The organism is Microbacterium sp., from assembly GCF_035554235.1.
In the GTDB taxonomy this organism is placed as follows: domain Bacteria; phylum Actinomycetota; class Actinomycetes; order Actinomycetales; family Microbacteriaceae; genus Microbacterium.
This window is the reverse complement of the sequence record NZ_DATMIO010000066.1, coordinates 23,621-40,298: the sequence shown is the minus strand read 5'-3', so window position 1 is coordinate 40,298 and position 16,678 is coordinate 23,621. Positions and strand designations below refer to the sequence as shown.

13 protein-coding genes are annotated in these 16,678 nt (G+C 70.5%); 8 read left to right on the top strand and 5 right to left on the bottom strand.

The features are described 5' to 3' along the window. Both VNT50_RS03420 and VNT50_RS03415 read left to right on the top strand, forming a co-directional pair. On the top strand, positions 1-849 hold an 849-nt coding region (locus VNT50_RS03420; RefSeq protein ID WP_325483695.1), incomplete at its 5' end, for a type IV pilus twitching motility protein PilT. A 2-nt stretch (positions 850-851) separates the two neighbouring features. Next, entirely contained in the window at positions 852-2,084 is a 1,233-nt protein-coding gene (locus tag VNT50_RS03415; protein WP_325483694.1) for a type II secretion system F family protein, read from the top strand. 45 nt (positions 2,085-2,129) lie between these two features. Here the strand turns inward: VNT50_RS03415 and VNT50_RS03410 are convergent, their stop codons facing one another. The 4 genes from VNT50_RS03410 to VNT50_RS03395 form a co-directional block, all read right to left on the bottom strand. Further along, a complete protein-coding gene (locus VNT50_RS03410; RefSeq protein ID WP_325483693.1) occupies positions 2,130-3,797 on the bottom strand; it encodes a GspE/PulE family protein in 1,668 nt (555 codons plus the stop codon). A 155-nt stretch (positions 3,798-3,952) separates the two neighbouring features. Further along, positions 3,953-4,843: a transglutaminase family protein gene (locus VNT50_RS03405; RefSeq protein WP_325483692.1), complete on the bottom strand. Its 891-nt coding sequence runs from the start codon at positions 4,841-4,843 to the stop codon at positions 3,953-3,955. 1 nt (position 4,844) lies between these two features. Beyond that, positions 4,845-7,352, bottom strand: coding sequence for a circularly permuted type 2 ATP-grasp protein (locus VNT50_RS03400; protein ID WP_325483691.1), 2,508 nt, complete (start codon positions 7,350-7,352; stop codon positions 4,845-4,847). Then, positions 7,349-10,636: a transglutaminase family protein gene (locus VNT50_RS03395; protein WP_325483690.1), complete on the bottom strand. Its 3,288-nt coding sequence runs from the start codon at positions 10,634-10,636 to the stop codon at positions 7,349-7,351. Before VNT50_RS03395 ends, VNT50_RS03400 begins: the two co-directional genes overlap by 4 nt. Positions 10,637-10,742: 106 nt before the next feature. Between VNT50_RS03395 and VNT50_RS03390 the strand changes: the two genes are divergently transcribed. The 6 genes from VNT50_RS03390 to VNT50_RS03365 all read left to right on the top strand — a co-directional run bounded on the left by VNT50_RS03390 (position 10,743) and on the right by VNT50_RS03365 (position 15,915). Further along, positions 10,743-11,468, top strand: coding sequence for a histidine phosphatase family protein (locus VNT50_RS03390; RefSeq protein WP_325483689.1), 726 nt, complete (start codon positions 10,743-10,745; stop codon positions 11,466-11,468). Then, positions 11,452-12,303 (top strand): ADP-dependent NAD(P)H-hydrate dehydratase, encoded by an 852-nt coding sequence (locus tag VNT50_RS03385; RefSeq protein WP_325483688.1) that lies wholly within the window; start codon positions 11,452-11,454, stop codon positions 12,301-12,303. The genes VNT50_RS03390 and VNT50_RS03385 overlap by 17 nt, the downstream gene beginning before the upstream one ends. Positions 12,304-12,402: 99 nt before the next feature. Further along, the gene (locus tag VNT50_RS03380) at positions 12,403-12,774 is read left to right on the top strand and encodes a PadR family transcriptional regulator (protein WP_325483687.1); all 372 of its coding nucleotides are present in this window, start codon (positions 12,403-12,405) and stop codon (positions 12,772-12,774) included. Between the two features lie 2 nt (positions 12,775-12,776). After that, the gene (locus VNT50_RS03375) at positions 12,777-14,132 is read left to right on the top strand and encodes a permease prefix domain 1-containing protein (RefSeq protein ID WP_325483686.1); all 1,356 of its coding nucleotides are present in this window, start codon (positions 12,777-12,779) and stop codon (positions 14,130-14,132) included. An 86-nt stretch (positions 14,133-14,218) separates the two neighbouring features. Next, positions 14,219-15,448 (top strand): serine/threonine-protein kinase, encoded by a 1,230-nt coding sequence (locus VNT50_RS03370; protein WP_325483685.1) that lies wholly within the window; start codon positions 14,219-14,221, stop codon positions 15,446-15,448. Next, positions 15,445-15,915 (top strand): hypothetical protein, encoded by a 471-nt coding sequence (locus tag VNT50_RS03365; protein WP_325483684.1) that lies wholly within the window; start codon positions 15,445-15,447, stop codon positions 15,913-15,915. Before VNT50_RS03370 ends, VNT50_RS03365 begins: the two co-directional genes overlap by 4 nt. 37 nt (positions 15,916-15,952) lie before the next feature. On the opposite strand, the gene VNT50_RS03360 is transcribed toward VNT50_RS03365, so the two are convergent. Further along, positions 15,953-16,645, bottom strand: a complete 693-nt coding sequence (locus VNT50_RS03360; protein ID WP_325483683.1) for a potassium channel family protein — start codon at positions 16,643-16,645, stop codon at positions 15,953-15,955. Positions 16,646-16,678 lie beyond the last annotated feature (33 nt).

Below are 16,678 nucleotides of genomic sequence, written 5' to 3'. Positions count from 1 at the left end.
GCCGCCGCGCTGCGCCTCATCCCGAGCCGCGTGTTCACCCTCGAGGAGCTGCGCGCGCCGTCCATCGCCCGCGACCTCGTGCTCAAGCCCCGCGGCCTGGTGCTCGTCACGGGCCCGACCGGGTCGGGCAAGTCGACGACGCTCACCGCGATGGTCGACATCGTGAACAACACACTCCCCGCGCACGTGCTGACGATCGAGGACCCGATCGAGTTCCAGCACACGAGCAAGCGGTCGCTCATCCACCAGCGCGAGATCGGCAGCGACACGACATCGTTCGCCGAGGCGCTGCGTCGCGCCCTGCGCCAAGACCCCGATGTCATCCTCATCGGCGAGCTCCGCGATCCCGCCTCGATCTCGACCGCGCTCTCCGCGGCCGAGACGGGCCACCTCGTGCTGTCGACGCTGCACACGCAGAGCGCCGCGAAGAGCATCAACCGCATCGTCGACGCCTTCCCGTCGCATCAGCAGGATCAGATCCGCTCGCAGCTCGGCGACACCCTGCAGGGCATCATCAGCCAGACGCTCCTGCCGCTCGCGCAGACCGGCGGACGCACGATCGCGACCGAAGTGCTCGTCAACACGCCCGCCGTCGCCAACCTGATCCGCGAGAACCAGGTCGCGCAGCTGTATTCCGCGATGCAGGCCGGGTCGAGCCTCGGGATGCACACGCTCGACCAAGACCTCGTGCGCCTCGTCGCGGACGGATCGGTCGCGCCGTCGGTCGCCCGGATGTACGCGTCGGACGCGCGCAGCCTCGACGACGTGCGGGTGCGGCCGAGAGACCTCGATGCCGAGGCGTGGACGACCCATTCCGGTGAACGCCAACTGGCCGGCTGGGGGAACTAGAGATGCCGCTCGTACAGGAGTACAGCTACCGCGCGGTGGATGCCGGGGGCGGAGGGGTCGTCAAGGGATCGCTCGAGGCCACGAGCGAAGCGGCCGTCGCCTCGAAGCTGCGCGCGCAGGGCCTCACGCCGCTCGATGTGACCGCGATGTCGAAGACCGGGCTCAACCGCGACGTCGCGATACCGGGCTTCGAGAAGCGGGTGAAGCCCGCCGCGCTCGCCGTCTTCTCGAAGCAGATGGCCGGGCTCGTCAACGCCGGCCTCCCGCTCATGCGCACTCTCGCCATCCTGACCGAGCAGGCCGAGGACAAGACCCTGCAAGCCGCGCTCGTCACGGTGCACGCGGATGTCGAGGCGGGGATGTCGCTGTCGGCCGCCTTCGCGAAGCAGCCCGACGTGTTCCCGCCCCTCATGATCAGCATCGTCCGGGTGGGCGAGACCGGCGGCTTCCTCGGTGACTCGCTGACCTCGATCGCGCGCACCTACGCGAACGAGGCCGAGCTCAAGAACAAGATCAAGTCGGCGACGACGTATCCGATGGTGGTGCTGGTCGTCGCCATTCTGGGCGTCGCCGCGATGATCATCTTCGTGGTGCCGATCTTCAAGGGCATGTTCGAAGGCATGGGATCGCAGCTCCCGCTGCCGACCCAGATTCTCGTCACCCTGTCGGAGAATGCGGTCTGGATGCTGCCCCTCGGCGCCGTTCTCGCCGTGATCGGCTGGGTCGCCTGGGTGCGCAATCGCGACAAGGACTCGGTGCGCAAGGTCATCGATCCGCTCAAGCTGAGGCTGCCCGTCTTCGGGCCGCTCGCGACCAAGATCGCCGTCGCGCGCTTCAGCCGCAACCTGTCGATGATGCTCGACTCCGGAGTGCCGCTCATCCAGGCGCTCGCGATCGTGGGCCAGGCATCCGACAACTGGGCCATCGAGCAGGCCGTCAAGGATGTGCAGGAGTCGGTGCGCCAGGGCAGGTCGTTCGCCGGCCCGCTCGGCAAGGCGGGCGTCTTCCCGCCGATGGTCGCCCAGATGGTATCGGTCGGCGAGGAATCGGGCACGCTCGCGGAGATGCTCGGAAGCATCGCCGACTTCTACGAGAACGAGGTGGCGACCGCGACCGAACAGCTGACGTCGACGATCGAGCCCGTGCTCATCGTCGGCATCGGCATCATCATCGGCGGAATGGTCATTTCGCTCTACCTGCCGATCTTCTCGATCTACGGCGAGATGGGCGGCTGACTCGTGTCGGACCCGTCAGACCCGCCCCCGCCCAACCCGGACACATCACACAGAGACGCGCAGCACCTCTTCGATGGTCGTCATACCCTGGGCGACTTTGCTCCACCCGTCGTCGCGCAGCGACACCATGCCCTGCTCGAGGGCGAGCTGTCTGGTGTCGCGCCCGGTCGCCCGGTTGACGATGAGCTGCTCCAGCTCCTCCGTGACCGTCATCACCTCGTGCAGCCCGATGCGCCCGCGGTACCCCGTCCCCGAGCACGCGGGGCAGCCGACCGCACGGAAGAGCTGGATGCCGCCGCCGTCCGGCCGCGGGAATCCAAGGTCCGCCAGTACCTCCGGCGCCTGGGTGTGCGGGGCGCGGCAGCGCAGACAAAGGCGCCGCGCAAGGCGCTGGGCCACGACGGCTGACAACGCGGTAGCCACGAGGAACGGTTCGCAGCCGATCTCGGTGAGGCGGGTCAGCGCGCTCGGGGCGTCGTTCGTGTGCAGGGTCGACAGCACGAGGTGCCCCGTGAGCGCCGCCTCGATGGAGATGTTGGCGGTCTCGTGATCGCGGATCTCTCCGACGAGCACCACATCGGGGTCGGAGCGGAGGATGGAGCGCAGCGCCGCCTGGAAGGTCAGGCCCGCGCGGGCGTTCACCTGCACCTGGTTGATGCCCGCGATGCGGTACTCGACCGGGTCTTCGACGGTGATGACGTTCACCTGCGGGCTGGCAACGGTGCGGAGAGCCGTGTACAGCGTCGTCGACTTGCCCGAGCCGGTGGGTCCCGTCACGAGCACCATGCCGTGCGGGCGCGAGATCGCGGTGTGGAACCGCTCCTCGTTCTCGGTCGAGAAGCGCAGATCGCTCATGCCCATGGCCTGGCCGGAGTTGTCGAGAATGCGCATGACGATCTTCTCGCCCCACACCGTCGGGAGCGTCGCCACGCGCAGATCGATCTGGCGACCGTCGTGCGTCACCGAAAGCCGGCCGTCCTGCGGCCGGCGTCGCTCGGCGATGTCGATCGCCGACATGATCTTGAGGCGCGAGATCACTCCGTCCTGGATCGAGCGGTCGGCCCGCTGCATCTCGTGCAGCACGCCGTCGATGCGAAAGCGAACGGTGAGCTGGTGCTCGCCTGGTTCGATATGGATGTCGCTCGCGCGGTCGTTGATGGCTTGGGTGATCAGCAGATTGACGAACCGGACGATCGGGGCGTCGGCATCCTGCTCGTCGAGCGATTCGCTGAAGACGGCCGCCGATGAGGCCGACGCCTCGCCGATCTGCTCCGAGAGGTCGCTGAGCTCCTCGTCGGAGCGGAGGTAGCGTTCGAACACCTGCTGGAGGGCGTCGGCCGCGACGACCACCGGCTCCACGTGCAGAGCGGTGAGCGAGGTGACGCTGTCGATCGCGATGATGTCGGTGGGATCGACCATCGCCAGGATGAGCTCGTCGCGCACCCGTTCGAGGGGGATCAGCTGGTAGCGCCGGCAGATCGCGCCGGGGACAAGCGTGATGGTCTCGGGATCGAGCTCGGCGCCGACCATGTCGTAGAACGGATGGCCGGTCTGGCGCGCGATGGCTTCGGCGACCTGCGCCTCGGTCACCAGGCGGGCCGACACGAGATGCTGCCGCAGGCCCGGTCCGTCGCCGATCTCGGCGACGGCGGCCGACATGTCATCTGGGCGCACCGCGCCCGCCTCCACCAGCGTGTGTGCGAGTCCTCTCACGACGTCTCCCTCTTCGGCACAGCCTACGCTGTATGCCTCCCGCGACATCAGTGCCGGGCTCACGACTCAACCGTCGGGTGGCAGGTCGTGCCGCATCCGGGCGCGGGAAGCGACCACGAGCGCCACTTTGCGCGGGCGCGCGGCCCATCGCGCGGCTACGACGGAATCTCGGGCAGGGGCGCGACGTCGACCGCGACGCGCAGCGTCGACTTCTTCGCCTTCGTGAAGATGATGCCCTTCACGGGCGAGACGTCGCCGTAGTCCCGGCCCCACGCCACGGTGACGTAGCGCTCGCCGGCCCACTGGTCGTTGGTGGGATCGACGGCGAGCCAGTCGGCGGAGCCCGGCATCCACACGGCGACCCACGCGTGCGACGCATCCGCGCCGATCACTCGATCCCTGCCCGGAGGAGGCTGTGTCGCGAGGTAGCCGCTCACGTACCGCGCGGCCAGGCCGTGGCTGCGCAGGCACGCGAGCGCGAGGTGCGCGAAATCCTGGCACACCCCGGCGCGCTTGCGCAGCACATCGGCGACGGTGCTCGTCACGGTCGTCGCCGTGCTGTCGTAATCGAAGTCGGCGTGGATGCGATGCATGAGGTCGGTCACCGCCTCGCCGATCGGACGGCCGGGAGTGAGGGATGCGGCGGCGTACTCGGTCACGCCTTCGGCGTGCGCGGCCCGCGGCGACTCGAGGGCGAACTCGACCGCCGCCCACCCGCCCGCGGCGTCAGGGTTCTCCAGCGGGCGGGCGAGCTCCCACGGGGTCGACAGGGAGTCCTCGTCGTAGCGCGGGGGGAAGACGGTGACCTCGGTCTTCGCCTCGATGACCAGCTGCTTGTGCGCCCGGGCGACCTGGAAGTAGGTGACGGTGTTGCCGTACAGGTCTACGTCGCCGTTGACGTCGGCGGGAAGAGGATCGGCGTGCACCACGTGCGAGGTCACCTCCTGCCACGGCAGCGAACGCGGCCGGAGGTGATACAGCCCACGGCTGTCGTGCACGGCCGAGCTGTACGTGTACGCGGTGCTGTGGGAGACGAGATAGCGCATGTCAGCCCGCCAGTTCGATGATCGAGAGCGACGAGAGCGGCTGCGGCGGCGGGCCGCTGGAGAAATGCAGATCGGCGATCGAGTCGGAGAGGCGCCGCAGCTGCGCGTTCATGTCGATGACGAAGTGCTCGAGCCTGCGCCGGCGTCCGCCCTCCACCCTGCCGAGGGCCACGATGTCGACGTGCTCGAGCGCCGTCTCGAGGTGCTCGAGCAGGCGTTCGGGTCGCGTCGAGCCGGTCGACGTGGGCATCGCCGCAAGGTGCGCCCGCACCTGCTGGAACGAGAACGCGAGCGACCGCGGATTGTCGCGGTCGAGGAGGAGCAGCTGCAGCACGCCGTCGGTGCGAACGGTTCCGCGGTACCGGCGACGGAACGTGACCGAGCTCTCCGCCGACGAGAGCACGGCCTCCAGCACCTCGCGCTCGGCGCGCGCACCGCGCCCGAGGGTCAGCGCCGAAAGGAGGGTGCAGACCTGCAGCGGGCGCTCGAGGTAGCGCCCGGCCTCGATCATGTGCCAGCCCGGGTCGCGGATCATGCTCGCCGTCACGCCCTGCAGCGACAGCACCGCCGTGAGCATGCGCCCGGACGATTCGGCGATGACGTGCGCATGCGGGGTGGCCCGCAGGGCCCGCCGCGCCCGGTCGGTGTTGGAGAAGACCCGCCAGATGTCGCTGGAGAGCTGATCGCGCACCCCCTCGAGCGCGTCGCGAAGCCGGTCGGTCGCGTGCGCGGCAGATCCGCGGCGTCCGGTGTCGAGCAGCAGCGAGCGAAGCTCCGCTTCGGCGTCGCGCGATCGCGTGCCGGACAGGCGATGCAGGATGCCGCGCAGCGCCACGCCGGCGGCACCGTGCTCGGCATCCGCCGTCACGTCGAGGGGATCGCTCTCGCTGTTCAGGGTGAGCAGCACACGGAGCATGTCCTCGGCGCGCTCGGCGTAGCGCCCCGCCCAGAACATGTCCTCGAGCGCGCGCGGGGACAGTGCGGGGATCGTCGGGGTGAACTCGAGCGGGGCCACCTCGACGAGGCCCTGATCGGCATCCTCCCGTGCGGCCTTCTGCACCCAGACGTCCTTCGACATCGACTGGTTCGCATCGCCCTCCCGCACGATCGCGAGGCCGCCCACGAGGGGGCGGTAGGCGGAGCGGAATCGAACGGTGAACGTGCGCAGCACGAGCGGACGGGCATCGGCGCTCTCGTGCGAGCCCCAGACCGGTGCCTGCGACAGCGGCAGGCGCTCCTGCCCCACGAAGCGGTGCGGCGTCGCGCTGATCCGCGCGCGCAGCTCGTCGCGGCTGAGGTGCGCGAGCGCGCTGCGCGGCCCGTCGATCGTCCGCACGACGAACCCGTCATCGTGTTCCGACATGCGCCGAAGCACCAGGTCGAGCCCGACCGGATCGCCGCACCACCACGTCGGGACGGCCGGGAGGCGCAGCTGCTCGCCGAGCAGTCGTTCGCAGATGGCGGGCATGTAGGGAAGCAGCGCCGGGTTCTCGAGCACGCCGGCCCCCAGCCCGTTGACCACGCGCACCCGCCCGCGGCGCACGGCCTCGGTCAGGCCGGCGATGCCGAGCCGGGAGTCCCCGCGCAGCTCGAGCGGATCGCACCAGTCGGCGTCGACGCGACGCAGGATGACATCCACGCGCTCGCTGGGCTCGGCCTTCGGGCCGCCGGGGGGCTTGATCCACACCCAGCCGTCACGCACGGTCAGGTCGCTGCCCTGCACGAGGGGGAAGCCGAGGGCGCTCGCGAGGAACGCCTGGTCGTAGGCCGTCTCGGAGTGGGTTCCGGGGGAGAGGACGACGACGCGCGGCTCGCCGACGTCTTCGGCGGCGGAGTTCATCAGCGCCGAGCGGAGCGCCGCGAAGTACGGGTCCATCCGGTGCGAGACGCTCTCGTGGTACAGCTCGGGAAGCACCTGCGCGAGCACGCGACGGTTCTCCATCGCGTAGCCGAGACCCGAGGGCGCCTGCACGCGGTCGGCCAGCACCCGCCACTCTCCCGAGGAGTCCCGGCCCAGTTCGGTCGATGACAGCAGCAACGACTGCGCGTCGGCGGCGCTCGGGCGGGCGAGGGGACGGAGGAATCCGGCGTGCGCGAAGATCGCGGCCGACGGCACGATCCCCGAGGAGAGCAGCTCCTGCGGCCCGTAGATGTCGGCGAGGAGGGCATTCAGCAGCTCGGCGCGCTGGGCGAGGCCGACCTCGAGGCGCGCCCATGTCGGCACGTCGATGACGAGCGGCACCGGATCGAGCTGCCATGGCTGGGCCTCCCCGCCGCGGGGCACGTACGTCACGCCGTCGTCGGCGAGGAAGCGGGTGATCTCGCCCGAGACCCGCTTCAGCTCGACGGCGGTGAGCGAGAGCGCCGCCGAGGCCATCGTCTTCCACGCGGGGCGGAAGGTGCCGTCGGGAGCCACCACCTCGTCGTAGCGCGGGCCCGCGGCCTCGCCGGACCCGAACGGCAGGGTGGGCTGGGCGAGGGCGGTCGCGTAGTCGCGAAGAACCGTCACGTCGCCGGCACCCCCGCGTGCTGATGCACCCTGCGCAGATCGAGGGTGTGCGGGTAGTCGGGGTTCGCCGCGCGGCGCGCCGCCTCGCGGAGCGCCGCGATGTCGACGCGGCCCGTCGTGTGGCCGTGCCTCTCGAAGCGGCTGGCCCGCCGGGCTTCGGCCTCGTTGGCGTTCACGGGTGGATGCTCGTACGACCGGCCACCGGGATGCACGACGTGGTAGGTCGCGCCGCCCAGGCTGGCGGCGCCGTCCACGTCGATCACGTCGAAGGTCAGGGGCGCGTGGATCGGGATCGTCGGGTGCAGCGCCGACCACGGCTGCCACGCCTTGTACCGCACACCGGCGTAGTACTCGCCGTGCCGTCCCGTGGGCGTGAGCGGCACCGGCACCCGATTGCACGCGACGAGGTGGCGCTGCGGGTCGACGCCGCGCACGAGCACCTGGATGCGCTCGACCGACGAGTCGACGTAGCGCGCCGTGCCGCCCGTCCTCGCCTCTTCGCCGAGCACGTGCCACGGCTCGATCGCCGCGCGCAGCTCGAGGTCGATGCCCGTGCGGGGGCCTGTCGCGATGCGCGTCATGCCGATGCGCGGGAAGCGGAACTCGGTGAACGCGTCGAGCCAGGTCTCCTCGAACGCGATGCCGTGCCCCCTCAGGTCGGCGACGACCTCGCCGATGTCGCGGATCGCGCCGGCCGGCAGAAGGAAATCGTCGTGCAGGCGCGTGCCCCACCGGATGAGCGGCGCGATGACGGGACGCTCGCTGAGCATCGCCACGAGGCTGCGCACGAGCAGCGCCTGGACGAGGGCGAGTTCTGGATGCGGCGGCATCTCGAATCCGCGCAGCTCGAGCAGTCCGAGCCGGCCGCGGCTGCCGTCGGGGCTGTAGAGCTTGTCGATGCAGAACTCCGCGCGATGCGTGTTGCCGGTCATGTCGGTCAGCAGGTGCCTGAGCGACCGGTCGATCACCCAGGGGAGGAGGCTGCCGCCCTCGGCCAGCGCGGTGAGCCGCCGGATCTCCTCGAGCGCGACCTCCATCTCGTAGACCGCTTCGGGGCGGCCCTCATCGAACCGGGGCGCCTGGCTGGTCGGCCCGATGAAACGACCCGAGAAGAGATAGGAGAGGCTCGGATGCCGCTGCCAGTAGGTGATGAGGCTCGGCAGCAGGTCGGGGCGGCGGAGCATCGGCGAAACCACCGGCTCCGCGCCGCCGAGGGTGAGGTGGTTGCCGCCGCCGGTTCCGGTGTGTGTCCCGTCGACGTCGAACTTCTCGGTGGTGAGCCTGATCGACCGCGCCGCCGCATCGAGCGCGAAGGTGAGCTCGCGCAGCTCCGGCCACGACGAGCTGGGCTGCACATTGACCTCGATGACGCCGGGATCCGGGGTGACCGAGAGCTGGCGCAGCCGGGCGTCGGGCGGTGGCCCGTAGCCTTCGAGCACGAGCCGGCACCCGGTGTCGAGAGCGGCGAGCTCGATCACGTAGAGCAGGTCGGCGTAGCCTTCGAGCTCCTGGGTCGGGGGGAGGAAGACGTGCACGTGGCCGTCTCGCTCCTCGAACGTGAGGGCGGTCGTCGGCGCCCCGTCCGCCCCGACGACGGTGACCTCGCGCACCCGTGGATCCAGCGGCGGGCCGGCGGCGAAGTACGACGGCTCGCCCGGCCACTCCGGATCTTCCCACGACACCGAGTCCAGGGGCAGCCGTGACCCGATCGCGCTGGTGCCCGGGCGCAGCACGAGGCGTCCACGCCGGAATCGCCAGGCCGGGCTGGTCCAGTCGCCGTCGGTGGTCAGCGGCAGCACCCATCCCGTGGCCTCGGCGACGGCCCGGTCGAGCGACTCCAGCGCGGGGGCGTCGACCTCGTCCGTGCCGGGGCGCGGGCCGTTGGGCCTGCGCACCTCGTCGGCGAGCTCGGCCAGCGGATCTTCGTACGCGCCGAGCAGCTGCCCCTCCGGCAGTCCGAGCAGCTCCGTCACCCTGCGCGCGAGCGCCTCGGCGGCCGCGGCGTCGCCGGTCGCGGCATCCGTCGCCCACGGGTCGGCGAACAGCTCGGGATGCCGCCACAGGGCCACCCCGTCGGTGCGCCACTGCAAGGAGATGCTCCAGCGCGGCAGGCGCTCGCCGGGGTACCACTTGCCCTGGCCGCGATGCACGACGCCACCCTGCGCGTAGAGCACGCGCAGCTTCTCGGCGAGCTCATTCGCCAGCGCCCGCTTCTGCTCGCCGTCTGCGGCGATCTTCCACTCCGGGCTGTTCCCGTGGTCGAGGGCGACGAAGGTCGGCTCGCCGCCGAAGGTCAGGTTCACGTCGCTCTCGCGGAGGCGCTGGTCGACCTGCTCGCCGAGGGCGTCGATCCGCGCCCACTGCAGTTCTGTATAGGGCTTCGTCGTGCGCGGATCCTCGTGCACGCGCCGCACCTCGTTGCGGTAGCTGAACGCGACATCGACAGGCTCGGTGGCGCCCGTGATCGGCGCCGCGCTGCTCGGATCGGGGGTTGCGCTGAGCGGGATGTGGCCCTCGCCCGCGAAGAGGGCGCTCGTCGGGTCGAGGCCGATCCACCCCGCACCCGGCACGAACACCTCGGTCCAGGCGTGCAGGTCGGTGAAGTCGGTCGCCGTGCCGCTCGGGCCCTCGAGGCTCGGCCGGTCGGGCGCGAGCTGCACGAGGTAGCCCGAGACGAACCGCGCCGCGAGGCCGTACTTGCGGAGCATGCTCACGAGCAGCCATGCGCTGTCGCGGCACGAGCCGATCGCGAGATCGAGCGTCTGATCGGGCGTCTGCACGCCGTGCTCCATGCGCAGGCTGTACGAGACGTCGTCGTAGACGGCCTTGTTCAGCGCTGCGAGGAATTGCACGGTCGGCACCCCATCCGCGGGGAGCGGCGGCCGGGCCCGCATCCATTCATCGACGGCGTCGCTGTCGGCGACGGGTCGCAAGTAGGGGGCGAGGTCGGCCTTCAGCCGGGGCTCGTACTCGAACGGAAAGCGCTCGGCACTCTTCTCGATGAAGAAGTCGAGGGGATTGATCACCATCATGTCGGCGACCAGCCCGACGGTGAACGAGAGCCGGCTGACCTGTTCGGGAAACACGATGCGCGCCACCCAGTTGCCGAACGGGTCCTGCTGCCAGTTGATGAAGTGGTTCTTCGGGCTCACCTCGAGCGAGTACGCGTCGATCGGCGTGCGCGAGTGCGGGGCGGGCCGCAGCCGCACCAGATGCGGCCCGACGGAGACCGGGCGCGCGAACTCGTAGACCGTCTGGTGCTCGAGCGCCACCTTGATCGACATACGCCAAGCCTCACCCAGAACAATTGCAAACCGATTACGGCCACACTACCCAGGCCGGCGTGTCAACGGGTTCCCTCGCCGGCGCCGCGGGTCATAGCCTGACCCGATGGCGGTGACAGAACTCTGGCTCGTGCGACACGGAGAGAGCATCGGGAACGCGGCGGCGACGGGAGCCGAGCTCGAGGGCCTCGATGTCATCCCCCTCGACATCCGCGATGCCGATGTGCCGCTCTCCGCGACGGGGGAGGAGCAGGCGGCCGCGCTCGGCACGTGGCTGAGCGAGCACCGCTCGGCGATCGACGTGTTCTGGGCCTCGCCGTACGTGCGTGCCCGGCAGACGCTCGCGATCGCGCTCGGCGACGCCCCGCTCACCTCCGCAGTCGCGGTCGACGAGCGCCTGCGCGACCGAGAGCTCGGCATCCTCGATCTGCTGACCAGACGCGGTGTCGCCCGCCGGCACCCGGAGGAGGCCGAACGCCGGCGGCACCTGGGCAAGTACTACCACCGGCCGCCGGGCGGGGAGTCGTGGGCGGATGTCGCCCTGCGCCTGCGCTCGTTTCTGCGCGACGCGCTGGAGGGGCCCGGGCACACCGCCCTCGTCGTGGCGCACGATGCCGTCGTCATGCTGATGCTCTCCCTCCTGCTGCCGATGGAGGAGGCGGTTCTGCTCGAGTTCGCCGCGGCCAACACGGTGCTCAACGCCTCGGTGACGCACGTCGTGCTGACGGAGAACGGGTGGGAGCTGGTCGAGTTCTCGGCGGTGGGCCACCTGCAGCGCGAGGGCGCGGAGGTCACCGTGCATCCGGGGAGCCCTGATGTCGCACCCGAGTGACGAGGTGACCCTCGAGCTCCTGCGGGAGTGGGGGCTGCCCGACCCGGGGGAGTCGAAGAAGGAGCGCGGGCGCGTCATGGTCGTCGGCGGCTCGCGGCGATCGCCCGGCGCGGTGCTGCTGGCGGGCGAGGCGGCGCTTCGCGTGGGAGCCGGGCGCCTCGGACTCGTCGTGCCCGCCTCGATCGAAGCGCGGCTCGGGGCCGTGATGCCGGAGGCCGGGGTGCTCTCGCTCCCGACGCATGCCACCGACCCGATCGCGGGGCCCCTGCGCGACGAATTGCGCTCCGCCGACGCCGTGCTCGTCGGCCCCGGCTTCGACGACGCCGACGAGACGCGGGCGACGCTGCTCGCGGTAGCCGAGGCCGGGGTTGCGGTGCTGGTGCTCGATGCCTTCGCGCTCGGCATCCTTCCCGGCGTCGAGCGCGGACTGCTTCCGGCGGCGCTCGTGCTCAACCCCAACGAGGAAGAGGCCGGCATCCTGCTGGGGCGCGACCTCGGCGACGATCGCATCGCCGACCTGCGGGAGATCGCCCGCCGGTACGACGCCGTGGTCAACTGCTACGGCGACATCGCCACGCCCGAGGGCACCGTCTGGCGCGTGGCCGCGGGCGGCCCGGGACTCGGCACCTCGGGCAGCGGCGACGTGCTCGCCGGGGCGATCACCGGGTTCGCGGCCCGCGGAGTCGATCCGGCCCGGGCGGCCGTATGGGGAAGCTGGGCGCACGCGACGGCCGGTGATCGTCTCACGGCCCGCACCGGCATCGGGTTCCTCGCCCGCGAGTTGCCCGCGGAGCTCTCCCTCGCGGTGGCCGACGCGCTCGGACCCCCTGCCTGATTCGGCCCGGTAGCGCTTGCGCGCGCGTTCGAGAGCGCATACCTTGTAGTTCTACGTACCTAGCACCTCTAGGTACGGGCTCGAAGAGGGGGAGACACGATGCGCATCGGCAAAGACCTGGTCGCCGCCGCCGCGACTCCGCTCGTGCTGGGCATCCTGGCCGAGGGCGAGTCCTACGGCTACGCGATCCTGCAGCGCGTCTCGCAGCTCTCCGACGGAGATCTCACCTGGAGCGACGGCATGCTCTACCCCCTGCTGCACCGCCTCGAACGGCTCGGCTACGTCGAGTCCGCCTGGCGGGCCTCGCCCACGGGGCGCGCGCGCAAGCACTACCTGCTCAGTGCGCGCGGACGTGCGACGCTCGCCGAGCAGCGGCAGCAGTGGAGCGTCGTCAGCAAGGCGCTCGAGAAGGTGTGGAACCCGGGATCCGGTGGCCCCAGCGCGTTCCACGCCCAGCCGGCGGGTGCGTGATCATGGCGGCGCAGCAGCTGGGCCTCGAAGCGCAGATCGCCTCGTGGACGGAGTATCTCCGGCGACGCCGGGCCGTGTCGGGGGCGGATGTCGATGAGCTCGAGGCGCACCTCCGAGACCAGATCGCAGATCTGACCGCGGCGGGGCTCTCCGACGACGAGGCCTTCATCGTCGCGATCAAGCGGATCGGGAGCATCGACGAGGTGTCGCGGGAGTTCGCCCGGGAGCACTCCGAACGGCTATGGAAGCAGCTCGTGGTCGAGGACTCGACGACGCCGTCGCGCGCCTCGGCTCGCGTGCTCGTGATCGCCGGACTCGCCGTGGCCGCGGCCGTCGCCGTGCTGATCCCCGCGATCTTCGGGCTCACGGTCGCGTCGGATCCCGCGTTCTTCGCCCTCAACGCCGGGGTGCTCGTGCTCCCGTTCCTGGCCGCGTTCTTCGCGTGGACAAGGCGGCTGCGCGGCGCCGCGATCGCCGCGATCGCCGTCGCCTTCGTCTCGATGGCGGTGATCCTCAACGCCTACCCCTTCTCAGCCGGCGGCGCGACGATGTCGCTCGCGGCGACGCACGCCCTCGTGGTGCTCTGGCTCGCCGTCGGCGTGGCGTATGCGGGCGGCTCGTGGCAATCCGACGCGATGCGGATGGACTTCATCCGGTTCACCGGGGAGTGGGTGGTCTACTACCTGCTGATCGCGCTCGGGGGCGGAGTGCTCGTCGCGCTGACGTTGGGGGTCTTCGGCGCGATCGGCATCGACGCGGAGTCCTTCCTCACCACGTGGGTGGTTCCGTGCGGCGCCGCCGGCGCCGTGGTCGTCGCCGCGGGCCTGGTCGAGGCCAAGCAGAGCGTCATCGAGAACATCGCGCCGGTGCTGACCACGCTCTTCACGCCGCTGTTCACCGCGATGCTGCTGGCATCCATCGTGGCGGGCCTCATCCAGTGGAACCTCGTCGAGACGAGCCGCGATCTGCTCATCATCTTCGATGTCGTGCTCGTCGTCGTGCTCGGCCTGCTGCTCTACTCGCTCTCGGCGCGCGACCCGCAGGCGAAGCCGGGATGGTTCGAGCGCCTGCAGCTGGTGATGCTCTCGAGCGCGATCGTCGTCGACGCGCTGGTGCTCATCGCGATGATCGCGAGGATCGGCGCGTTCGGCTTCAGCGCGAACAAGGTCGCCTCGCTCGGGCTCAACGTCATCCTGCTCGTGAATCTCGTGTGGTCGGCCTGCCTCCTCGTGGGCATCCTGCGCGGCCGGACGGCGCCCGCGGCGCTCGAGAAGTGGCAGACGGGTTACCTCCCGGTCTACCTGGGCTGGGCGCTCATCGTCGTGGTCGTGTTTCCGCCCGTGTTCCAGTTCGCCTGAACGACGGCGCCCGGGCGCATACATGGCGAGCCACCGCTGTCAACGGGCTCCCCGGCGTTCAGGATGCTGTGTCAGGCTGATGCGCGATGACAGACCTGGGTTCCGCGAGCACGGCCGCCGTCGGCGAACTGCTTGACGGTCGCTACCGCCTGGACGCGCTCATCGGCACGGGCGGAATGGCCTCGGTCTTCCGCGCGTCGGATGAGGCCCTCGGCCGCACCGTCGCGATCAAGGTGTTCCGCGCGGGCGCGGCCGATCCCGCCGACGAGGTGCGCCGGGAGTCCGAGAAGAGGCTGCTCGCCTCGCTCAGTCATCCGGCGCTCGTCACGCTCTTCGACGCCCAGCTCGCGAACCCGGAACGCTCCTACCTCGTGATGGAGTACATCGACGGCGGCACGCTCGCGTCGCGCATCGCCTATGAACCGATCTCTCCGCTGGATGCGGCATCCCTCACGGCCGATCTCGCCGAGGCGCTGCACGTCGTGCACAGCGCGGGGATCGTGCACCGCGATGTCAAGCCGTCCAACGTGCTGCTGCGACCCCCGCTCACGCCGCGCCACACCTTCCGTGCGGTGCTCGCGGATTTCGGCATCGCCTATCTCGTCGACACGGCCAGAGTGACGACGCCGGGGACGACGATGGGCACGGCCGCGTACATCGCGCCGGAGCAGGTGCGCGGCGCGGAGCCCACGTCGGCATCCGACGTCTACGCCCTCGGACTGGTGCTGCTGGAGTCGCTGACGGGCCGGCGGGCGTTTCCGCAGCGGTCATCGCAAGAGGCGATCATGGCGCGGCTGGTCGCCTCGCCCGAGATCACTTCGGATGTCGGCGAGGGGTGGCGGTCGCTCCTGACGGCGATGACGGCGCTCGATCCGGACGACCGCCCGAGCGCGCTCGAGGTCGCCTCGCGCGGACAGGCCATCGACGAGTCCCTTCCGGAGCCCGAGGTCACCCGGCTGCACGAAACGACGAGGGATGCCGGGGCAGCCCCGGTCGAGAGCGTGGACCCGAAGACGAGGCTGCTGCCGCACCACACCGAGGAGACCTCCGTGCTGGTCGACGCGTCCCCCTCGCCGGACATCGTGCACAGGGCCGACGAGACCAGGGCCGACGAGCCCAGGGCCGGTCGGCCGCCCACGAAGCACCGGCGGTGGTGGGTGATCGGTGCCGCCCTCGTCGTCATCGCGGCCGTCGTCGTGGCGCTCACCCTCTGGAACGCCGCCGCGAACGAGCCGCCGGCGCCGCCCACCCTCCCGCAGGTCGATGAGCCCCTGAACACGCACCTCGACGACCTGCTCGAGCAGGTGACACCATGACCCGCTCGCGCGCGGCGCGGCGCGGCATCCTCTCGTTCTTCGCCCCCCTCGCGATCGCGGGCGTCCTCCTCACGGGATGCGCCGGCGCGACGGAGCTCTCGCGGGAGACGGCCGCCCAGCTGCAGAGCGGGGTCGTCGCCGTCGCCGAATCCGCCGCGAGCGGCGACCCGGCCGGCGCCCTCGCCCGGCTCGATGAACTTCAGGCCGCGCTCGCGACAGAGCTAGCGGCCGGCGGCGTGAGCGAACGGCGAGCCGCCGACATCCAGGCCGCGATCGAGGCGGTGCGGGCAGACCTGCAGCAAGCCACCGCGCCCGTCGTCCCGGTCGAGCCCACGGCGCCCGCGGGCGACGACGGGGCCGACGACGACAACTCCGATCCGGGCGGCAACAACGACGGCAACGGCAATGGCAACGACAACGGCAACGGCAACGGTTCCGGCAAAGACAAGGACAAGCGAGACGAGTGACCGCCGGGCGCACTCGCCACCGGCGTCCGAATCGCCGTCACCCCTCTGCGGTGGATGACCCTGCCGTCGGCGCATCGGCCTTGCGAGGTGCGAGGAAGAAGTTGGCGAGGTAGCCGGTGAAGGTGCCGAAGATGCCCACGCCGACGATGATGATCGCGACGCCGACCATGCGCCCGGCGTTCGTGATCGGGTAGACGTCGCCGTAACCGACCGTCGAGATCGTCACCATCGTGTACCAGATGGCATCCGATGCCGACGTGATGTTCGCACCGGTGGCGCCCGCCTCGAAGTACAGCATCGCGAGGCTTCCGAATTGGAGCACCAGGATGCCCAGCAGCAGAAGGAACAGCAGCGCGCTGTTCGCCCGATCGCGCACGACGGTGCGCCAGATGTGGCGAATCCCCCTCGTGCCGAGCAGCTGGTTCACCCGGTAGAGACGGAAGACGCGGAGGATCTTGAACTGCGGAAAGGGGAGGCTGGCGAGCAGGTCGGCCCATCCGTACTGCCGGATGAAGTACCCGCTGCGCGAGGGGGCGGTTTTCAACCGGTATGCGAAGTCGGCGAGGAAGATGGCGCTGAAGAGCCCGTTCATCACCCCGAGGACGGTCTCGAGCGTCTCATTTCTCAAGAAGAGGTAGAACAGCGCGAGATTGACGATCGAGAGCACCGAGAGGGCCCCGATGAAGATCTCGTATCCGGTGTTCTTCAGCTCACTGCGCACCCTGACCATGGCAGGATTCTGGCACAGCACCGATCGGCCCAC

Excerpts from the sequence above, each read along its gene's own strand:
- VNT50_RS03415 (WP_325483694.1), top strand. The coding sequence starts at position 852 with ATGCCGCTCGTACAGGAGTACAGCTACCGCGCGGTGGATGCCGGGGGC.
- VNT50_RS03405 (WP_325483692.1), bottom strand. The coding sequence starts at position 4,843 with ATGCGCTATCTCGTCTCCCACAGCACCGCGTACACGTACAGCTCGGCC.
- VNT50_RS03395 (WP_325483690.1), bottom strand. The coding sequence starts at position 10,636 with ATGTCGATCAAGGTGGCGCTCGAGCACCAGACGGTCTACGAGTTCGCG.
- VNT50_RS03390 (WP_325483689.1), top strand. The coding sequence starts at position 10,743 with ATGGCGGTGACAGAACTCTGGCTCGTGCGACACGGAGAGAGCATCGGG.
- VNT50_RS03385 (WP_325483688.1), top strand. The coding sequence starts at position 11,452 with ATGTCGCACCCGAGTGACGAGGTGACCCTCGAGCTCCTGCGGGAGTGG.
- VNT50_RS03380 (WP_325483687.1), top strand. The coding sequence starts at position 12,403 with ATGCGCATCGGCAAAGACCTGGTCGCCGCCGCCGCGACTCCGCTCGTG.
- VNT50_RS03375 (WP_325483686.1), top strand. The coding sequence starts at position 12,777 with ATGGCGGCGCAGCAGCTGGGCCTCGAAGCGCAGATCGCCTCGTGGACG.
- VNT50_RS03370 (WP_325483685.1), top strand. The coding sequence starts at position 14,219 with ATGACAGACCTGGGTTCCGCGAGCACGGCCGCCGTCGGCGAACTGCTT.
- VNT50_RS03365 (WP_325483684.1), top strand. The coding sequence starts at position 15,445 with ATGACCCGCTCGCGCGCGGCGCGGCGCGGCATCCTCTCGTTCTTCGCC.
- VNT50_RS03360 (WP_325483683.1), bottom strand. The coding sequence starts at position 16,645 with ATGGTCAGGGTGCGCAGTGAGCTGAAGAACACCGGATACGAGATCTTC.